Origin of the sequence: Corynebacterium sp. HMSC056F09 (genome assembly GCF_001815785.1) — a bacterium.
Lineage (GTDB): Bacteria > Actinomycetota > Actinomycetes > Mycobacteriales > Mycobacteriaceae > Corynebacterium > Corynebacterium hiratae.
In genome coordinates, this window is the sequence record NZ_KV821891.1 from 19,000 (window position 1) to 36,442 (window position 17,443).

A 17,443-nucleotide genomic window follows, 5' to 3' on the forward strand; every position below is an offset into this window, starting at 1 on the left:
TGCAAGATCTGGCTCGAACTTTGGCAACAACGACAGCTGGCCGCCCTGGGTTTAGGCAAAAAGAATGCCCCTCCTACCCACAATGGGGCAGAAGGGGCCGGAGGGCTTGGGGCTGTTAAGCCCTAAGCCTTAATCCTCATCAGCCTTAATCCTCGTCGGAGGAGGTGGAGATGGTGGCGGTCGGGTCGTCGAGCTTCAGCTCACGAGCTGCCTTCTCCACGGTGCTGCGCTCCACCTTGCCCTCGCGGGCCAGGCCCTCGAGAACGGCGACGACGATGGACTCGGCGTCGATGTTGAAGTAGCGGCGAGCGCCTTCGCGGGTATCGGAGAATCCGAAGCCATCTGCGCCCAGGACGATGTAGTCGCCCGGGACGTAGGGGCGAATCTGCTCCTGCAGGTCCGTAGCGAAGTCGGAGACACCGACGAACGGTCCCTCGAAGCCCTTGAGCTGGGAGGTGGCGAATGCCTCGGTCGGCTCAACACCCTTGCGCAGTGCCTCCTGGTTACGGGCAGCGCCGTCGCGAGCCAGGTTGACCCACGAGGTGACGGAGAACAGCGAAGCCTTGACATCGAAGTCCTCAGCCAGGATCTCCTGGGCGCGCAGGGCCTCGTACATGCCCACACCGGAGGCCAGGATGTTGGCCGGGATGGAGCCGGACTCGGCGGTGTTGTAGTGGTAGATGCCCTTGTGGAGGCCCTCGACGTCGAGGTTCTCCGGCTCAGCAGGCTGCTTGACTGGCTCGTTGTACACGGTGATGTAGTACATGATCGGCTCGTTGTCCTCGCCGTACATGCGCTCAATACCGCGCGGAACCAGGTGAGCGATCTCGTAGCCGAAGGCCGGGTCGTAGACCTCCACGGCCGGGTTGGTCGACGCCAAGATCGGGGAGTGGCCGTCCATGTGCTGCAGGCCCTCACCGGTCAGGGTGGTGCGGCCGGCGGTCGCACCGATGATGAAGCCGCGGCCCAGCTGGTCGGCAGCAGCCCAGAAGGCATCGCCGGTGCGCTGGAAACCGAACATCGAGTAGAAGATGTACAGCGGAATCATCGCCTCGCCCTGGGTGGCGTAGGAGGTAGCAGCCGCGGTGAAGGAGGCGGCTGCGCCTGCCTCAGAAATACCCTCGTGCAGAATCTGACCATCCGTGGCCTCGCGGTAGGAGAGCATGAGGTCGTGGTCCACCGGAACGTAGTTCTGGCCACGCGGGTTCCAGATCTTGAGAGTCGGGAACCAAGAGTCCATACCGAAGGTGCGGGCCTCATCCGGAATGATCGGCACGACGCGCTTGCCCAGCTCCTTGTCGCGCATGAGCTCCTTGAAGGTACGCACCAGCGCCATGGTGGTGGCGACGTCCTGCTTGCCGGAACCCTTGCGGACCGAGCGCAGCTTGGACAGATCCGGGGTGGTCAGCGTCTCGAAGTTCTCACGGCGCTCCGGCAGGAAGCCGCCCAGCTCTTTACGACGCTCCAGCATGTACTTGATCTCCGGAGCATCCTTGCCCGGGTGGTAGTACGGCGGCAGGTACGGATCGGCCTCGAGCTGCTCGTCGCTGATCGGGATGCCCTGCTTGTCGCGGAAGAGCTTCAGATCCTCCAGCGTCAGCTTCTTCATCTGGTGGGTAGCGTTGCGGCCCTCGAAGTTGTGGCCCAGGCCGTAGCCCTTAATAGTGTGGGCCAGGATGACCGTCGGGCGGCCGGTGCCCGCGTAGCTCAACGCCTTGTCGTATGCGGCGTAGATCTTGCGGTAGTCGTGGCCACCGCGGCGCAGTGCCCAAATCTCATCATCGGACATGTCCTCTACCAGCTTGAGCGTGCGCTCATCGCGGCCGAAGAAGTGCTCGCGCACGTAGGCGCCGTCGTTAGCCTTGAAGGTCTGGTAGTCACCATCAGACGTGGTGTTCATGATGTTGACCAGGGCGCCGTCCTTGTCGGCTTCCAGCAGCTTGTCCCAGCCGCGGCCCCAGACAATCTTGATGACGGACCAGCCGGCACCGCGGAAGAAGGACTCCAGCTCCTGAATGATCTGGGTGTTACCGCGCACCGGACCATCGAGACGCTGCAGGTTACAGTTCACCACGAAGGTCAGGTTATCCAGCTCATAGAGGGAAGCCATCTGCAGCAGACCACGGGACTCCGGCTCATCCATCTCGCCGTCGCCGAGGAAGGCCCAGACATGCTGCTTGGAGGTGTCCTTGATGCCGCGGGTTTCCAGGTACTTATTGAAGCGTGCCTGGTAGATGGCGTTGATGGGGCCCAGGCCCATGGACACGGTGGGGAACTCCCAGAAGTCCGGCATCAGGCGTGGGTGCGGGTAGGACGGCAGACCATTGCCCTCGCCGCGGGAGTGCTCCTGGCGGAAGCCGTCGAGGTCTTCCTCGCTCAGGCGGCCCTCCATGAAGGCGCGGGCGTAGACACCCGGGGAGGCGTGGCCCTGGAAGAAGACCTGGTCGCCGCCGGAGGGATCATCCTTGCCCTTGAAGAAGTGGTTCAGGCCCACCTCATACAGCGGGGCAGCGCCTGCGTAGGTGGAGATGTGGCCACCGACGCCGATGCCCGGGCGCTGTGCACGGTGCACCATGATGGCCGCGTTCCAGCGGATCCAGCGGCGGTAGCGCTTCTCCAACTCCTCATCGCCCGGGAACTCTGGCTCCAGGGAGGTAGGGATGGTGTTAACAAAATCCGAGGACGTCAGCGACGGCAACGGCACGCGCTTGGCGGTAGCGCGCTCAAGAAGGCGCAGCATGAGGTAGCGGGCGCGCTCCGGATCGGAAGAATCTAGAAGACCGTCGAGGGAGTCCATCCACTCGCGGGTCTCCTCGGGGTCGGAGTCATGCAGGTATGCTGCCACGCCATCGCGAACGATGGGAAAGTTGGAGTCGCCGTTGTGGGCGTCCAAGTCGGCCATTAAATCCTCCTGGGTCGTAGTACACAGATCTTGCTCTAGGATACGCGCCCCTTTCGCGGTGGGTCACTCGGAGGCCCCCACGGGTGGTTTTATGGGGGAAAATGTCCACCTCTGGGGAGGAACGGGGGAGGTTTGACGCGAAAAAGTGCACCGTAGACGTTAAAATACTCTGCATGACATCAACTACTTCATCGGAAGGAACTCAACGAGTGACGGGATTCGCAGCCAAGCTCGGCATCGAGGAGGGCCAGATTGCCCTAGAACTTGGTTGGGACGAAGACTGTGACTCCACGATTTCTGAGTCCATCGAGGACGTGTTGGGGGAGGACTTCCTCGAGGAAGAGACCGACGAGTTGTGCGACCTTGTGCTGCTGTGGTGGCGCGCGGAGGACGGCGACTTGGTCGATGGGCTGGTGGATGCCACCCGCCCCTTGGGCGATTCCGGCCGCATCTGGCTGCTGACCCCAGGAGCTGGAAAGCCTGGCAACTTGGAGCCAGGCGAGATCTCCGAATCTGCACAATTGGCCGGCCTCGTACAGACCAAGGCCGAGCGCCTCGGCGAGTGGCAGGGGTCCTGCCTCGTGGCCCGCGGCTACACCAAGAAGCCCTAAGGAATAATCGCAGGATGTACCTGCTCACGCGGCATTCGCAGCGACTAGTTACACCCCGATTTGTTGCTGCGGGTGCCCATGGGCTAATCTTGGTCGAGCACACCAAGTGCACTGCGGCTTTAGCTCAGCTGGAAGAGCAACTGGTTTACACCCAGTAGGTCGGGGGTTCGATCCCCTCAGGCCGCACCAAATGAAACCCCTTTCCGTTAAGTCGGAGAGGGGTTTCGTCGTGCTCGGAGGGCCGCGCCGCGGGTGCCCTAGGGTGAAGGCCGCTTTGGTGGTCGGTGTATATGCGGACTCCTCCGTCTGCTTTGGGTTGGGTGTGTTGGCGTTCGGGGTTTGGTCGGTAGTGCTGATGCGGGCGTAGCCGATGATTTGGCCGGCAATGCCCGTGGAGTGTTCGGTTGGGGTATACCTCAAAAGGGCACCACTCGCCCCAATCCGATATTCGCTCCCCTCTACGAATGAACGGATGCGTAACGGTGCTCCATGTACAAGTGGAACTAATACTTACGAAAATGACTTAGGCCACAAAAGCATGACCAGTGTTTATGCAGATGAATAATCATTGTTGGCAAATGGTTATTGACTGCATTTTTCATTAGTCATAGGTTTGAGGTAAGCCGGTGATGAGCCGGGCATCTTGGAAATCTGGAAAAGGGGTCATCATGTTCAAAAAAGGGCTGGCGTGCGTGAGCGCTACGGCATTGTTCGCGCTGAGTTCGCCATTTTCAGTGCAAGCTGAAGGTGACATTGATGCGTAAACAGAAAAGCACAGCCTACTGGTGGAGCGTTACTGTCGTTGTAGTGCTGTTCATCGCAACGCTTGTAATCAATTATCTAGCAGGATTAAGTGCTGATGAATCATACTTTGGAGCACATTGGTGGCATCGTCTGGCATGGGTTACGCCACTGTTGTTCTTGGCTTCTTTGATTTGGGCCTGGTTCGAGCACAGGAAGGTGCATCGGTATCCGCATTGACCCATATTTAGCAGCGTCGGGCGTGAATGAGAAGGAAGGCTTTGCGCTTGGGCGAAAGATGCTCTTTGCTCTAGTAGGGAATGTCGATCCTGCTTCGCACCGTTTGTCTTAGTGTTCGCCTGGCCACTCGCGGAGATTGATCCGGTTGGTTTCTTTGAGCGCTTGGAAGATTGTTTCTTCGATTTGGTTGAGTGCGACGTTTTCTTTGCGATATTCGTCACCGTAGATGCCTTGGCAGTGCCCTGGATAGAATCTCATGGAGAAGATCCTGACACAGTAGAGTCCGTTTGCTTGCTTGCCGATTCGGAGACATTCTTCTTCACTACCGTTGATTGGCCACACTGCTTCTGGCATGTCTTCGTCCCAGTTGGGAACGCAGTTCTCAGCGGTGCAGCCAGCGGCTTCAAGAATACTGTCGGCAATCTCGGTTTCGGTCGCTTCTCGCGTCCACGCAATCGCGTTCATCATCGTCCCCTGTGGGGGCCGAGGCTAGAAGCGTTCCTGGCCGCGCTCGCGGATCTTCTCGTAGAAGTCAGGCTTGGCGGAGCCATAGCGTGAGCGGGAGCGGCGCGAAGGCTGCGAGGTAGTTGCTGGCGTCGAAGGCGGGGCAGAAGGCGCTGTGGCGTCGGAGTGCTCGCCGGAGGGGTCTCCGTGATCAAGCTCCGAGACGTGAGTGTCCGCAGTCGCATCGGGGGAGCCGGCACTAGTGGCGGCCGCAGTGGCCTCAGCCATCAGGGCCTCTTCCTCACGGGCGCGGCGGCGCTCCCGAATCTCGGACCACACGAAATACGCAAAGCCCAGTGGCGCCATCACGCCGAAGGCAATCCACTGGTAGCCGTAGGAGAGGTGGTTGCCGCGGTCCAGCTTCGGCACCGGCAGCGCATGCAGCTCACCTGGCTGATCGGGGGAGAGTTGGAGGTAGTCGTGGGCGAGGGGGACGTCGACAAGCTCTGCGATCTGCTCCGTATTGATGGAGTAGACCTGCGTGTAGCCCTGCTCCTCAATGGGGGCGGAGGTGTGCTCGCGCTCGTTGTAGCGCGCCATGCCCACGATGGTCACCCTCTCCGAGGGGGCCGGATCGATGTGGGGAACGGAATTGCCCTCATCCGTGGGTACCCAGCCGCGGTTGACCAGGAAAGTCTCGCCGGAGTCGGTCTCAAAGGGAACCAGCGACTGGAAGCCCGGAGCGGACTCCACCGGGCGCAGGCGCAAGAGCACCTCATCCTCCGGAAGGTAGTGGCCGGTCAGCTCCGCGCGTTCCCACTCCTTGCGCAGGGAGCCATCGGTGGAAAAGACCTCGGTGACCGGCTGGGGGTCGGAGTCATAGGCCTCCTCAATGAGGTGGTTGCGCTCCACAATCTGGTCGTCTTTATTCAGCTGCCACGGTGCGAGCACCGTGAAAGACAAATAGGAAAAGGCGACGATGAAGATGAGAAAGAGCACCCACCCAGGCTTGAGGAATGTCTTGAGCATGATGATCAGTCTAGTAGCCGCAAAAGATTATCTAGCCGTGGTTCGTCTTAATCCACTCGAGCAGACCTGGAACGGCGGCGTCGATCTCTTCGCGGGTACGGGCGAAGTCCTCCTCCGTGCCGTAGAACGGATCCTCCACGATGGCGTCCTCCGGAGAATTCGGGTCGAAACTGCGCATGAGGCGCACCTTGTCCTTCGGGATGCCGCGCTCGATAAGGGCATCGCGGTGGCCGGTATCCATGGCCACGAACAGGTCCGCGTCCATGTGCTCCGGACCCAGCTGGGCGGCCTGGTGGCCAGCGCCATCGTGCCCGCCGCGGCGCAGCTCAGCCACAGCGCGCTCGTCTGCGCCCTGGCCCACGTGCCAGCCGCCGAGGCCGCAGGAGTCCACGCGGGCGAGGAGATCGAGCATATCGGTCTCCATGGCATCACGGGTAATGATTTCCGCCATTGGTGAGCGGCAAATATTGCCCGTGCACACGAAGACGATGTGGAGCTGGTTGTCGTTCTCCGGAGGCGTCATGCAAAGGCTCCTTAAGCTAGAGGGGTGCGCTGACGAACGAAAGCTAGGATATAGCAGCGACGCGACTGACGTGAAACCTGAAGCCGTATAAGGAGCAAACAAGATGGCAGAACACACGACCGTCGGCGAGATTCGCCGCGTTATCCACGGGGCCTACCCGCCGCAGCTCGCTGAGTCGTGGGATGCAGTCGGCCTGGTGTGCGGTGACCCCGCGGACGAGGTGCGCACCGTGGCCTTCGCGTTGGACTGCACCCAGGAGGTGGCAGATAAGGCCGTGGAGCTCGGCGCGCAGATGCTTGTGGTGCATCACCCGCTGCTGCTTCGCGGGGTGACCTCGGTGGCGGCGGATACCCCGAAGGGCAAGGTCATTCACACTCTTATCCGCAACGGTGTGGCCCTCCTGGCCGCGCACACCAACGCGGATAAAGCGCGCCCGGGTGTCAACGACAAGCTGGCCGAACTCGTCGGCATCACGCCCGGCCGCCCCATCGTCCCTGTCGAGCCCTATGAGAACCTCGACGAGGCGCTGGGCCTGGGGCGCGTGGGTGAGCTTGAGCAACCAATGACGCTGCGCGAATTCACCCAGCGCGTGGCCGATGCCCTCCCAGAAACCGAGTGGGGAGTGCGTGCGGCCGGTGATCCGGAGCGCGTGGTGAAGCGCGTGGCCGTCTCCAGTGGCTCGGGTGACTCCTTCCTGGACCAAGCAGCAGCGCTCGGCGTGGACGTCTACGTCACCTCCGATCTGCGCCACCACCCGGTAGATGAACATCTGCGCGCTGCGCACCTGGCCCAACCTGAAGGCCCAGCCGTGGTGGACACCGCTCACTGGGCCAGCGAGTTTCCCTGGACCACCCAGGCGCGCGATATTGTGGAGAACGCATTGCGCGTGAACACCGAGATCATCGATGTCCGCACCGACCCATGGACGATTTCTGCGCATAAGGAGAACTAAATGAAACTGTCACAGGATCTGCAGAGCATCTTGCTGGAGCTGGCGACCCTCGAGCGCTCCCAGGCGCACGGTGGAACCCCCACCATCCCGGAGCAAGAGGAATACGAGAAGGCACAGGCCGCACACGCCCGGCTTCTCGACGCCTCCGGCTCCGCCCAGCTCGCCGTCGACGATATGGAGATGGAGATCCTGCGCATCCAGGCCGACGAGCGCAAGCTGCGCCAGCGCGAGCGCGACGATAAGGCCCAGCTCGGTGCCGCGACCGACCCGGAGACCCGCAAGGACTTGGAACACGATCTCTATGCGGCTAAGTCCCGCATCGCGGATCTCATGAGCGAGCTGCAAGAAGCCCACAACGAAATTCACGCCCTGCGTGCCAACCTGGATGTCCACGGCGCGAAGGTCTCCGATTCCGAGCGCAAGCTCGAAGTGCTCAAGCGCGCGGCCGAAGCCGCCCAGGAGGCCGCGGCGAACCGACCGGATCCGCAGGTGCGCATCGGCGAGCTGCGCGAGCAGCTGCCCGCGGACATCGTGGCGGAGTACGAGACCGTGCGCGAAGAAAACGGTGTGGGTGCGGCGGCCTTCACCGGGCGCGGTTGCGGCGGCTGCTTCATCGTGCTGCCGCCGGCCGAGCAGAACGCGGTGCGCAACGCGGCGGCCGACGAGGTCCCGCAGTGCAGTGACTGCGGCTCCTACCTGGTACGCCCGGCCTCATGAAGCTCGTCATCTTCGCTGACGGCGGCTCCCGCGGCAACCCCGGGATAGCCGGTTCTGGAACGGCGGTCTACAACGAGGACCGCTCGCAGCTGCTTAGGGAAATCGCCTACGTGGTGGGGCAGAAGTCCACTAATAACGTGGCCGAATACCACGGCCTGCTGCGCGGCCTCGAGGCCGCGGTGGAACTGGGCGCGGACGAGGTGGAGTTTTACATGGACTCCAAGCTCGTGGTGGAGCAGATGAACGGGCGCTGGAAGATCAAGCATCCGGACATGCAGAAGCTCGCCATCGAGGCGCGCCGCCTACTCAACCAGATTCCGCGCTTCAGCCTCGAGTGGGTCCCGCGCGCCAAGAACTCGGTGGCCGATGAGCTCTCCAACGTCGCTATGGACGCCGCCGCGAAGGGCGAGCCCGTGGGCATCCTCGATATGGGGGCCGGCGACGCCGCTGAAGCCGGCGCTGCGGTCGATGCGGCGGGCGGTGTAGAACCTGGCGGGGAGGCGGGGGAGGCGTCGTCAAGCGCGGCGTCATCGACCGCGGCCGACTGGCGCCCTGAGTGTGGCCCGGCCACACGCTTCATCCTGCTGCGCCACGGGCAGACAGCGATGTCCGCCGCCAAGCAATACTCCGGGCGCGCAAACCCCGAGCTCACCGAGCTGGGCAAGAAGCAGGCGCTCGCCGCCGCCCAAGCCCTAGCGGATACCCACATCGATGCCGTAGTGTGCTCGCCCCTGCGCCGCTGCCAGCAAACGGCCGCGGCCGTGGTGGAGGGCCGGGACCTGCGGGTGGAGACCGTCGAGGACCTCATCGAAGTGGACTTCGGGCGCTGGGAAGGCAAGACCTTTGCCGAGGCCGACGCCGCCGACCCCGAGCTCCACGCGCGTTGGCTGAAGGATACGTCCGTATCCTGCCCGGGTGGGGAGTCCCTGCGCGCCGTGCACCGTCGTGTCAGCGCCGCGCGCCGCGAGCTGCAGCAGCGCTATGCGGGGCAAACCGTGCTCGTAGTCTCCCACGTCAACCCCATCAAGTCCTTCGTGCGCCAAGCGCTCGACTCTGGACCGCAGACACCCAACCACCTGTTCCTGGAGCTGGCTTCGCTGAGCGAAGTTGAGTTCTTCGATGGCGGTAGCACCCTGCACCGATTTAACGATGTGGGGCATCTGGGCGCGCTGCGATAAACTAACAGGCGCGAATGAGCCGACCGGGTAAACGCGTTCCGTCGAACCGGCCCCTTCCTGGGGCTAGGCGCGGGCCGAGGAAAGTCCGGACTCCACAGAGCACGGTGGTTGCTAACAGCAACCCGGGGTGACCCGCGGGAAAGTGCAACAGAAAGTAGACCGCCGCGCCTTTCGCTTCTCTTCGGTGTGGCGATAGGCAAGCGGTAAGGGTGAAAGGGTGCGGTAAGAGCGCACCAGCACCGTCAGCGATGGCGGTGGCTGGGTAAACCCCACTGGGAGCAAGGCATCACGGCCCGCTGGAAGCGGGCCCGATCAGGCGTTAGTAGGCTGCTCGTCGAAGCCTGAAGGTAGCTGCTTGAGCCAACTGGCAACGGTTGGCCTGGATGGATGTTTACCACCGCGCCTTGGTGCGCGGCACAGAATCCGGCTTATAGGTTGGCTCATTCGCGCCCATATCTTTATTTTTTGGAACAATGGGACGGCATGAAGCTGTATGCCGCGCCCCTGGACTTTCGCCCCATCGCCGAGGAATTCTCCGTTCCCACCGACTTCCCAGGAGAAGTCACCGCGCAGGCCGCGTCCGCGCAGGATCGTTACGCCGAGCAGCGCCGCGATGCCCGCGACATCCCGCTGGTGACTATTGATCCGGCCGGCTCCATGGACTTGGACCAGGCCGTCTTCATCGAAGCCCGCGATGGCGGCTACCGCGTGCTGTACGCCATTGCCGATGTCGCCGCTTTCATCGAACCGGGCTCCGAGCTGGAGACCGAATCCCTGAAGCGCGGCCAGACCATCTACCTACCCGATGAGCCGGCGCGGTTACACCCGGCGGAGCTCTCAGAGGATAGGGCCTCGCTGCTTGCCGACGTCGACCGCCCCGCCGTCCTCTGGACCTTCGACCTCGACACTGCGGGTGAGGTGGAGGACTTCTCGGTGGAGCGCGCACTCGTGCGCAGCCGCGCCCGGCTGGACTACGACCAGGCCCATGCGGACCTGGAGAATGGCACTTTGCATTCTTCTATCGCCCTGCTGCCGGAGGTGGGCAAGCTGCGCCAGGCTTCCTCGCTGCGCCGCGAGGCGATCAACCTGCGCCTTCCCTCGCAGCGCGTATCCGAGACGAAAGATGCGGAGAAGGGGCACTACGAGCTGGTGATGGAGCCGCGCTATGAGGTGATGGACTATAACTCCGAAATCTCGCTGCTTACCGGCATGTGTGCCGGGCGCCTCATGGAAGAACACGGAGTGGGGTTCCTGCGCACGCTCTCTGCAGCCACGCCGGAAGCTGAGGCAACGTTTCGCACCGAGGCTGAGGCTCTGGGCTTTGAGTTGGGGGAGAGCAGCATTTCGGAATTCCTCCATTCCGTGGACGCGGATTCACCGCGTGGCATGGCGGTGATGCGCGAGGCCCAGCGCCTTTTGCGCGGGGCGGACTACGTGTGGCTGGAGGACGGTGAGGCGGACGTGCATGCGGGAATCGGCGGATACTATGCGCACGTGACTGCCCCGCTGCGCCGCCTCATCGACCGATTTGCCACGGAGGTGTGCTTGGCGCTGAGCGGTGGCTATGAGGTGCCGGAGTGGGTACGCGAGCGCGCCGGGGATGTCATTTCCACGATGTGCTCGACCTCGCAGCTCGCCTCCCAAGTGGATAAGGCGTGTCTCAACCTGACAGAGGCTACGGTCTTGGCACCGTGGGTCGGCACCAATTTTGAAGCCGTGGTTGTCGACGGCGGAGAAAAGCGCGAGAAAGCGCGTCTCGTCGTGCTGGATCCGCCGGTGATTGGAGTGGCCGTGGGGCAACCGCCCACCGGCAGCGAGACTACCGTCTCGCTGGTTAAGGCCGATGTTGCCGAGCGCGATGTGCTCTTTGCGTGGCCGGCGGATTAATCCTCGGTAATGGCGGGGGCTCCGGCCGATAGGGGGACGACAAGCAGGCCGTCCTCGGCGAGGTCGGCCGCGAAATTCGGGGCCTTGGTACTTGGGACATAAGCAATAACCGCGGTCGAAGTCCCGGCGTGGGCGGAGCGCGCGGCGACGGCGCCACGAGCGGTGGCCAGTTGTGCGAGTTTTTCCGCAGAGTTGAAGCCATAGACCGTGGCCAAGGCCGACTGCGATTGGGTCAGCAGCGGGAAGAGCTCGGTGCCGCGGCGTGAGCGCAAGGCGCGGGCAATTCTCTCGGCTCGCTCGGTTTCTTCCGAGTAGAAAGTGAGCCATGCTGTGGCTTGGTCGATGGTGGGCTGGTTTTCGGGGCCGTGCACCTTGTGGACGGCGGCGAGCCACTCGAGGACACGCTGGGGCGCATCCGGCAGGAGGCGCAGCGATGCAGTGCCGAAGGCGCGGCAGGCGGCGTCAATGAAACGCTCGCGGGCGCGGATTTCGGCAACAGCCTCAGCGGAATCGAAGTCACCGGGGACGGCGAGGGCAAAAGCAGCAATGTCCTTGTTGACCACGTGCGGTGCCTGGGTGACGGAACCGTCGGCGTAGTCGATGATGGTAATGGAGTCACCCGCGCCACGCAGTGCGGCGGAGTGGCGGGCGCGCAGCGCAGGGAAGCGGGCGAAGGTGCCGACAGCTTGGGAGCATACCTCTGCGATCCGGGCGCGAAGAGGAGCGTCGTGCAGATCGTCCGCGCCGCCGAGCAAGGCCAAAGCGGTCGCGATATCAATGGCTGCGGCGGCTCCGAGCCCGGCCGAATCTGGGATGTCGTTGACTACGGTGATGTCGGCGCCGGCGGTCTCGCGGGTGAGGAGCTGGCGGTTGATCATGGTGTAGATGATGCCGCCGAGGCGCGCTGCGATGGCGCCCTCGGGCGCTGGGGGCTCGATGGGCTGGCCTTCGGAATCGACGCCGGGCTGCTGTTCCGCGGCGAGGGAGGAGACTTTCTCTAGCGAAATCTGGTCCTCAAGGGTCTCGCCGTTGGTGTGCTCGAGGCGAACGTTGACGATGCCATCGCTGCGAGGGCTTACAGCTACCGCTGCGCGGAGATCAGCCAGGCCCATGATGGTGATGCCGCCGTAGTGGTCAATGTGCTCGCCGATGAGTGCCCAGGTGGCTGGGGCGCTGGCGACATGCGCCGGCTCTGCGCCGATGTTGTCGCTGTGCGCGGCGCGAACGCGGTCGACGGCCGGGGTCGAAGGGGCAGTCCACAGGGGCATCGGGAAGGTTCTCCTTTGCTGGTGGCGAGATCCTGCCCGTAAACGGGGCAGGAGGTAGGTGACCTATCTATTCTAACGGGCGTAGTCGATGGGCGGTCTGTAGTGTGGGGTGCACTGATCGAGCGCCTAAAAGAATGGAGAAAACAATGGCCGAGGCTGATAACAAGTGGTTCTACGACCCGTCCACCGGTGAGGTGACCCAGGGCAAGGTGTCAGGTTGGGAGAACCGCATGGGCCCCTATGAATCCCGCGAGGAAGCCGAGCGCGCCATCGAAATCGCGCAAGCCCGCACTGCTGCGGCTGATGCCGAGGACGCCGCTGAGGACGATTACTAAAGCCCTGCACGGCTCCTGCAGGACGCCCCATTGAGCGGCGGTAACTCAAAGCCAACGGCCCACCCCCTCGCGAGAATTGCGACGGAGTGGGCCGTTGAAATGTTTGTTCCACCTGCCGGGCGTTGCAGCGCGCCCAGCGGGGAGGAATTAGCGCAGCTTCTTGCGCAGCGGCTTGAACGCAGACTTGATGGCCTTGAAGCTCTCCGAGTAGGCGTTGAGCGCTTCCAAACCGATGGCGCGCTCACGCTGGTAGAGCAGACCATAGCCAAAGGTGTCCTCGCCTCGGCGTCGTGCGGTCTCTGCCAGTTCGAGCAGCTTGTCGCGAGAGGTCACCGAATCCTGGAAGTCTCCCAAGACTGACTGCATCTGCTTGCAGGCCTTGTAGAGGCTCTTCGTCTTCAACGAGGTTGCGGAACCAGCTGCCTCCGCCGCATAGCGCAGTTTCTTTGCTGCCTTGCGCATATCGTGGAAGTACTCTTCACGTTCATGTAGCGTCAGCTCGGTATTATCCCAGTTGGAGACTGCCTTCTTGTGGCGCTTGACCAGCTTGTCATAAGCCTGCTTGAGGTGCAGGGCCATCACCGTATCAAGATCGTGGGGCTCTTCGTCCTCATCTGGCTTGGCGTGCTTCGGCTCGTAGACCTTTGCTGACTCTTGTTCTTCCTCTTTTTCTTCAGTGGGGGCAGCAGACGCCGAATCGTCGACCGCAGAGTCTTCCGCCTCGCCGCTGGCAGAGGTGCTGTCGGCGTCAGCGGGCGTGTCTTCACCAGCAACCGGCGGGTCGGAGAGGAAGGCATCCAATGCATCGAGCAGAGCCAAGTATTGATCGGAATCGAGCGCCGCGATGACTCGACGGTGTGCTCGGCGGTATGCGCGGCCCATGTCGTGTGCAATGTGTTCGCGGGTGGCTTCATCGAGGACGTCGGAATCCTCGGACGCGAGGAGGTTCTGCCAACGTTCCTCCACGACCTCGGCGTCACGGGCGACGCCCAACATGGCCGCAAGTTCCTTCAGATCTGACTCAATGCGCTCGATTTCGGGGCCCACCACAATGCCGTGGAAGGTCTGCAAGTGGCTGCGCAGTTCACGGGTAGCAACGCGCATCTGGTGAACCGAATCCCACTCATCGCGGCGAACCCGTGGATCATATTCGACGAGCTTGTCGCGGTTGGCTTTCAATGCGTCCACAACCGCTGCCGCGGGCGAGCCCGGCTCCACGTTGGACGTGGCAAGTGACGGGGGAAGCTCGACATTGTTGACGGATTCACCCAATGCCGACTTCAACTTGGACGGCGAGGAAGAAACCCGAGCCCCAGAGCTAATGAGTAGGGAAGTGGCGTGCCGCAGTAGAGCGCTGCCTTCCTTGGATCCAGGGAGCTCCCCAGCGAGCTCGACTTCCCACTCACGCCAGGTGCTCTGGGAGCCACCCGGAAGAAAGGAGAAGGCGGTGACATGGTCATCACAGAACTCAGCGACCGGCTGGTCATCGGCGTTGACAAGGAGCAATTCGGTGCGGTTGTTGTCGACCTGCGCAATGGGCTCCAGCGGATGATTGCGGATCACTGAGCGAACCTGGTGGAGAAGCTCGGCCGGAACCTCGTACTTGCCATCAATTGGTTCGCCGAGTTCGGCACGAATTTCGGTGCGGCCTTCGGCACCGGGGATCTTGATGTGCCAACCGTCATCATTTCCACCGGTGCGGCGGCGCAGCGTGATCTTGGCGTGGGTAAGGCGAAGGTCCTCCGTGTCGTAATAGATTGCCGACAACGATTGGTGGCGGGTTTCTGCTACTCGGGCAACCTCGTCGAGGTTGGTGAGATCGGGCGCCGGCGTGGCTTCATCCACGGCGAACTTGGCTTCGATTTCAAGGAACGTCTTCGGAGACATGTACACACCTTCGTCGGGGAGCGAAAATTTAAAGAGGAGGCACAAAACCTCTACACTTCCAACTAGTTTACCTAGTCATTAGAGCACTTGTGCCAGCCTTTGAGCTCGCCCTAACGAGTGAGTTGGGCACGTCCTGCCAGCCCTGAGGAATCACCACTTAAATGAGACCTTTCCGCAGCGGATGCCCCGGCGGACACACCTGCTCGGCTCCCCATAGCTAAAGATATGGTGCGGGCGTTGGGAAAGAGCTGATCTACTACCGCTTCTGCGCTACGCCGGCGATCTTCCACCGTTGATAAAGATTGTTGGGCAAGGACTACTGCATCATGCCCAACCCCCGGATTGCGTGTTGTGGAAGCCGTCGCGTCTGTACTTTGTGGCCCCAGCGTGGTGTTTGCCTCATCTAAGAGCTGACCGATTCGGGTGGCATAAGACAAAATGAAGCTTCGGCGGAAAGCTGCAACATTGCCGATCTGGCGTGCGCTTTTCGCGTGTTCTCCGTGGTGCATGTGCCACTCACACTGCCGAAGAAGTGAAGCGAAGAGGTCGGTGACATGGTGGACGTCCTCTTTAGCGCCGAAGACTGTGATGATCCCTTTGGGGTGAAGTTGCAGCACAGTGCATCCATTGCGATCCGCGATGACGCTAAGAAGTGTGGTCTTGTGCTTGATATAGGGGGCGCTGATATGAAGGCGCGTGGAAACTACGGAGCTGGGCGAAGCGTCGAGAGCACCATCGATCCGGTGTCGTTGCCGCAGGCTTTGTGCCTTGGCAATGAGCGCACTGGCTTCTTCCTCGTAGGGAGTGGATTCGGCCTTCCGCAGAAGGTGGGAGATTTTGGTGCGGATTTTATCCTCCTTGCTGCCATGCGCTGACTGGGAGCTATTTCTCTCAGGCACGAGCACGTCAACGTCACGAAGTAAGGGAAGCAACATGGTTGCTTCGATGAGTCGCGTCAGTTCATCGGTGGACATGGTCATCGAAGCAGGCGGAGTGAGGCTCAACCACTCTTTGCGCAACGCAGTGGAACTAATCTGTGCGGGCACCTGGCCGGCGGCACGATAAATGAGTGGGTGGCAAAAGTCGCCCACGACGTGAAGAAGATCCTTAGGAGACCATCCTCGCTGGGCCGCCTGGATAATGAGGTCGAGTCCTCGCTCGCTCAGTGTTGCGTGGTTGGTGTTCATGGAAATCACATTCCTATCTTTGTTCGTACATCAGTTTGGATATGGGGCCATTCAAGCATGTGACAGCGACAAGGGTTTGGAAGGTCGAAAAAATTTGCCCCCGAGTTACTCTTGCCAACTGGGTCGATAGGTGACGCTGCGGGGGCAAAAGAGCAAACGCCCAGCCGCGGCTTCGGTGCGCGGCGGTAGGGTTTAAAACATGAACAGCCAACACGAATTCGTCCTTCGTACAGTTGAAGAACGCGATATCCGCTTCATTCGCCTCTGGTTCACTGACATCCTGGGGGCGTTGAAATCTGTGGTGATGAGCCCCTCCGAATTGGAATCTGCCTTCGAGGAAGGTGTTGGCTTCGATGGCTCCTCGGTGGAGGGATTCTCCCGTATCTCAGAGGCCGATACTATCGCCATGCCGGATCCCTCAACGTTCCAGATCATGCCCTTCGATAAGGAAGAGCCAGAGCTGTTGTCAGCGCGCATGTTCTGCGACATTACCCAGCCCGATGGGCACCCTTCCCTGGTGGATCCACGCCACATCCTGCGCCGGCAGGTCACAGAGGCGGCCAATGAAGGGTTCACGTGTAAGGCCTCACCGGAGATCGAGTTTTATCTCCTTGAGGATGCGCGTGATATCAACAACCTCATTGCCACCGACAACGGCGGTTACTTCGACCAAGCCACCCACGATAACGCCCCGAGTTTTCGCCGCCGGTCGATGTATGCACTGGAATCCATGGGCATCGCTACGGAATTCAGCCACCATGAAACCTCACCCGGGCAGCAGGAGATCGACTTGCGTCATGCTGATGTGCTGTCCATGGCAGACCACATCATGACGTTCCGCTACCTCATCAAGGAGGTGGCTTCCCAGCAAGGCGTGCATGCCACATTCATGCCCAAGCCTTTCGAAGACCGCTCGGGATCGGGAATGCACACCCACCTCAGCCTGTTTGAAGGCGATTCCAACGCCTTCCACGACCCCGACGATGAGATTTCCCTCTCCAGTACGGGACGGCAGTTCATCGCCGGCATTCTTGAGCATGCAGTGGAAATGACGGCGATCACCAACCAGTGGACCAACTCTTACAAGCGCCTGATGTTTGGCAGCGAAGCCCCGGGGTCGGTGACCTGGGGCGTGTCCAACCGCTCGGCCCTCGTCCGAGTACCGACCTACCGCCTGTCCAAGGAAATGTCGCGGCGGGTGGAGATCCGCTCTCTAGACTCAGCGATGAACCCCTACCTGGGATATGCGGTTCTCCTGGCCGCCGGATTGCGCGGTATCAGGGAAGGCTACGAGCTCGGTGATCCGGCCGAGGACAATGTCCATCAGTTGACCCGCCGTGAGCGCCGGGCGATGGGGTACAAGGACCTGCCCAGCAGCTTGGACCAAGCACTCCGAGAGTTTGAACGCTCCGAATTCATGGCAGAGGTCCTTGGCGAGCACGTCTTTGAATACTTCCTGCGCGCAAAGTGGGACGAGTGGCATGAGTACCAGCAACAGATCACCGCATTCGAATTGCGCAACAACCTGAACTTCTAGGAGAA

Annotated in this window: 14 protein-coding genes, 1 tRNA gene and 1 other RNA gene; 9 read left to right on the forward strand and 7 right to left on the reverse strand. The window is 61.7% G+C overall.

Translation table 11 applies throughout. The features are described from left to right. Positions 1–145 precede the first annotated feature (145 nt). Positions 146–2,902 carry a pyruvate dehydrogenase (acetyl-transferring), homodimeric type gene (aceE, locus tag HMPREF3056_RS01225; RefSeq protein WP_049156849.1) on the reverse strand — a complete coding sequence of 919 codons (2,757 nt, stop codon included), beginning with the start codon at positions 2,900–2,902 and terminating at the stop codon, positions 146–148. Positions 2,903–3,075: 173 nt separating this feature from the next. Between aceE and HMPREF3056_RS01230 the strand changes: the two genes are divergently transcribed. Next, complete coding sequence (locus HMPREF3056_RS01230; RefSeq protein WP_046647091.1) at positions 3,076–3,513, forward strand: DUF3052 domain-containing protein; 438 nt, start codon at positions 3,076–3,078, stop codon at positions 3,511–3,513. A gap of 113 nt (positions 3,514–3,626) precedes the next feature. Next, positions 3,627–3,702 (forward strand) — tRNA-Val (locus tag HMPREF3056_RS01235). A 900-nt stretch (positions 3,703–4,602) separates the two neighbouring features. Here the strand turns inward: HMPREF3056_RS01235 and HMPREF3056_RS01240 are convergent. Genes HMPREF3056_RS01240 through HMPREF3056_RS01250 form a run of 3 tightly spaced genes read right to left on the reverse strand, consistent with a single transcriptional unit; the run spans position 4,603 to position 6,490 of the window. Continuing rightward, on the reverse strand, positions 4,603–4,959 hold the full coding sequence (locus tag HMPREF3056_RS01240) for a hypothetical protein (protein WP_070510040.1): 357 nt from the start codon (positions 4,957–4,959) through the stop codon (positions 4,603–4,605). Positions 4,960–4,983: 24 nt separating this feature from the next. Further along, the gene (locus HMPREF3056_RS01245; protein WP_070753960.1) at positions 4,984–5,967 is read right to left on the reverse strand and encodes an SURF1 family cytochrome oxidase biogenesis protein; all 984 of its coding nucleotides are present in this window, start codon (positions 5,965–5,967) and stop codon (positions 4,984–4,986) included. 31 nt (positions 5,968–5,998) lie between these two features. After that, a complete protein-coding gene (locus HMPREF3056_RS01250) occupies positions 5,999–6,490 on the reverse strand; it encodes a low molecular weight protein-tyrosine-phosphatase (RefSeq protein ID WP_046647730.1) in 492 nt (163 codons plus the stop codon). A 103-nt stretch (positions 6,491–6,593) separates the two neighbouring features. Here HMPREF3056_RS01250 and HMPREF3056_RS01255 point away from each other — a divergent pair, with 103 nt between their 5' ends. The 5 genes from HMPREF3056_RS01255 (at position 6,594) to HMPREF3056_RS01275 (ending at position 11,224) form a co-directional block, all read left to right on the forward strand. Further along, a complete protein-coding gene (locus HMPREF3056_RS01255; RefSeq protein WP_070545510.1) occupies positions 6,594–7,442 on the forward strand; it encodes a Nif3-like dinuclear metal center hexameric protein in 849 nt (282 codons plus the stop codon). Next, a complete protein-coding gene (locus HMPREF3056_RS01260) occupies positions 7,443–8,159 on the forward strand; it encodes a zinc ribbon domain-containing protein (protein WP_049156859.1) in 717 nt (238 codons plus the stop codon). It abuts the gene before it with no gap. After that, positions 8,156–9,337 carry a bifunctional RNase H/acid phosphatase gene (locus tag HMPREF3056_RS01265; protein WP_070753961.1) on the forward strand — a complete coding sequence of 394 codons (1,182 nt, stop codon included), beginning with the start codon at positions 8,156–8,158 and terminating at the stop codon, positions 9,335–9,337. The genes HMPREF3056_RS01260 and HMPREF3056_RS01265 overlap by 4 nt, the downstream gene beginning before the upstream one ends. Positions 9,338–9,352: 15 nt before the next feature. Beyond that, positions 9,353–9,784, forward strand: an RNA gene (rnpB, locus tag HMPREF3056_RS01270) — RNase P RNA component class A. A gap of 36 nt (positions 9,785–9,820) precedes the next feature. Next, positions 9,821–11,224, forward strand: a complete 1,404-nt coding sequence (locus tag HMPREF3056_RS01275; RefSeq protein WP_070753962.1) for an RNB domain-containing ribonuclease — start codon at positions 9,821–9,823, stop codon at positions 11,222–11,224. Here the strand turns inward: HMPREF3056_RS01275 and HMPREF3056_RS01280 are convergent. Then, on the reverse strand, positions 11,221–12,492 hold the full coding sequence (locus HMPREF3056_RS01280; protein ID WP_070753963.1) for a galactokinase family protein: 1,272 nt from the start codon (positions 12,490–12,492) through the stop codon (positions 11,221–11,223). The two genes, HMPREF3056_RS01275 and HMPREF3056_RS01280, sit on opposite strands and share 4 nt — an antisense overlap. Before the next feature lie 146 nt (positions 12,493–12,638). Between HMPREF3056_RS01280 and HMPREF3056_RS01285 the strand changes: the two genes are divergently transcribed. Continuing rightward, positions 12,639–12,827, forward strand: coding sequence for a hypothetical protein (locus HMPREF3056_RS01285; RefSeq protein ID WP_070753964.1), 189 nt, complete (start codon positions 12,639–12,641; stop codon positions 12,825–12,827). Positions 12,828–12,974: 147 nt separating this feature from the next. Here the strand turns inward: HMPREF3056_RS01285 and HMPREF3056_RS01290 are convergent, their stop codons facing one another. Together HMPREF3056_RS01290 and HMPREF3056_RS01295 are read right to left on the reverse strand one after the other, a co-directional pair. After that, positions 12,975–14,714 carry a CYTH and CHAD domain-containing protein gene (locus HMPREF3056_RS01290; protein ID WP_070753965.1) on the reverse strand — a complete coding sequence of 580 codons (1,740 nt, stop codon included), beginning with the start codon at positions 14,712–14,714 and terminating at the stop codon, positions 12,975–12,977. A gap of 110 nt (positions 14,715–14,824) precedes the next feature. Then, positions 14,825–15,901, reverse strand: a complete 1,077-nt coding sequence (locus HMPREF3056_RS01295) for a DUF2786 domain-containing protein (protein ID WP_070753966.1) — start codon at positions 15,899–15,901, stop codon at positions 14,825–14,827. A gap of 199 nt (positions 15,902–16,100) precedes the next feature. Here HMPREF3056_RS01295 and HMPREF3056_RS01300 point away from each other — a divergent pair, with 199 nt between their 5' ends. Continuing rightward, positions 16,101–17,438, forward strand: a complete 1,338-nt coding sequence (locus tag HMPREF3056_RS01300) for a glutamine synthetase family protein (RefSeq protein ID WP_046647739.1) — start codon at positions 16,101–16,103, stop codon at positions 17,436–17,438. The last annotated feature ends 5 nt before the right edge of the window (positions 17,439–17,443 follow it).

Excerpts from the sequence above, each read along its gene's own strand:
- aceE (WP_049156849.1), bottom strand. The coding sequence starts at position 2,902 with ATGGCCGACTTGGACGCCCACAACGGCGACTCCAACTTTCCCATCGTT.
- HMPREF3056_RS01230 (WP_046647091.1), top strand. The coding sequence starts at position 3,076 with ATGACATCAACTACTTCATCGGAAGGAACTCAACGAGTGACGGGATTC.
- HMPREF3056_RS01240 (WP_070510040.1), bottom strand. The coding sequence starts at position 4,959 with ATGAACGCGATTGCGTGGACGCGAGAAGCGACCGAAACCGAGATTGCC.
- HMPREF3056_RS01245 (WP_070753960.1), bottom strand. The coding sequence starts at position 5,967 with ATGCTCAAGACATTCCTCAAGCCTGGGTGGGTGCTCTTTCTCATCTTC.
- HMPREF3056_RS01250 (WP_046647730.1), bottom strand. The coding sequence starts at position 6,490 with ATGACGCCTCCGGAGAACGACAACCAGCTCCACATCGTCTTCGTGTGC.
- HMPREF3056_RS01255 (WP_070545510.1), top strand. The coding sequence starts at position 6,594 with ATGGCAGAACACACGACCGTCGGCGAGATTCGCCGCGTTATCCACGGG.
- HMPREF3056_RS01260 (WP_049156859.1), top strand. The coding sequence starts at position 7,443 with ATGAAACTGTCACAGGATCTGCAGAGCATCTTGCTGGAGCTGGCGACC.
- HMPREF3056_RS01265 (WP_070753961.1), top strand. The coding sequence starts at position 8,156 with ATGAAGCTCGTCATCTTCGCTGACGGCGGCTCCCGCGGCAACCCCGGG.
- HMPREF3056_RS01275 (WP_070753962.1), top strand. The coding sequence starts at position 9,821 with ATGAAGCTGTATGCCGCGCCCCTGGACTTTCGCCCCATCGCCGAGGAA.
- HMPREF3056_RS01280 (WP_070753963.1), bottom strand. The coding sequence starts at position 12,492 with ATGCCCCTGTGGACTGCCCCTTCGACCCCGGCCGTCGACCGCGTTCGC.
- HMPREF3056_RS01285 (WP_070753964.1), top strand. The coding sequence starts at position 12,639 with ATGGCCGAGGCTGATAACAAGTGGTTCTACGACCCGTCCACCGGTGAG.
- HMPREF3056_RS01290 (WP_070753965.1), bottom strand. The coding sequence starts at position 14,714 with ATGTCTCCGAAGACGTTCCTTGAAATCGAAGCCAAGTTCGCCGTGGAT.
- HMPREF3056_RS01295 (WP_070753966.1), bottom strand. The coding sequence starts at position 15,901 with ATGAACACCAACCACGCAACACTGAGCGAGCGAGGACTCGACCTCATT.
- HMPREF3056_RS01300 (WP_046647739.1), top strand. The coding sequence starts at position 16,101 with ATGAACAGCCAACACGAATTCGTCCTTCGTACAGTTGAAGAACGCGAT.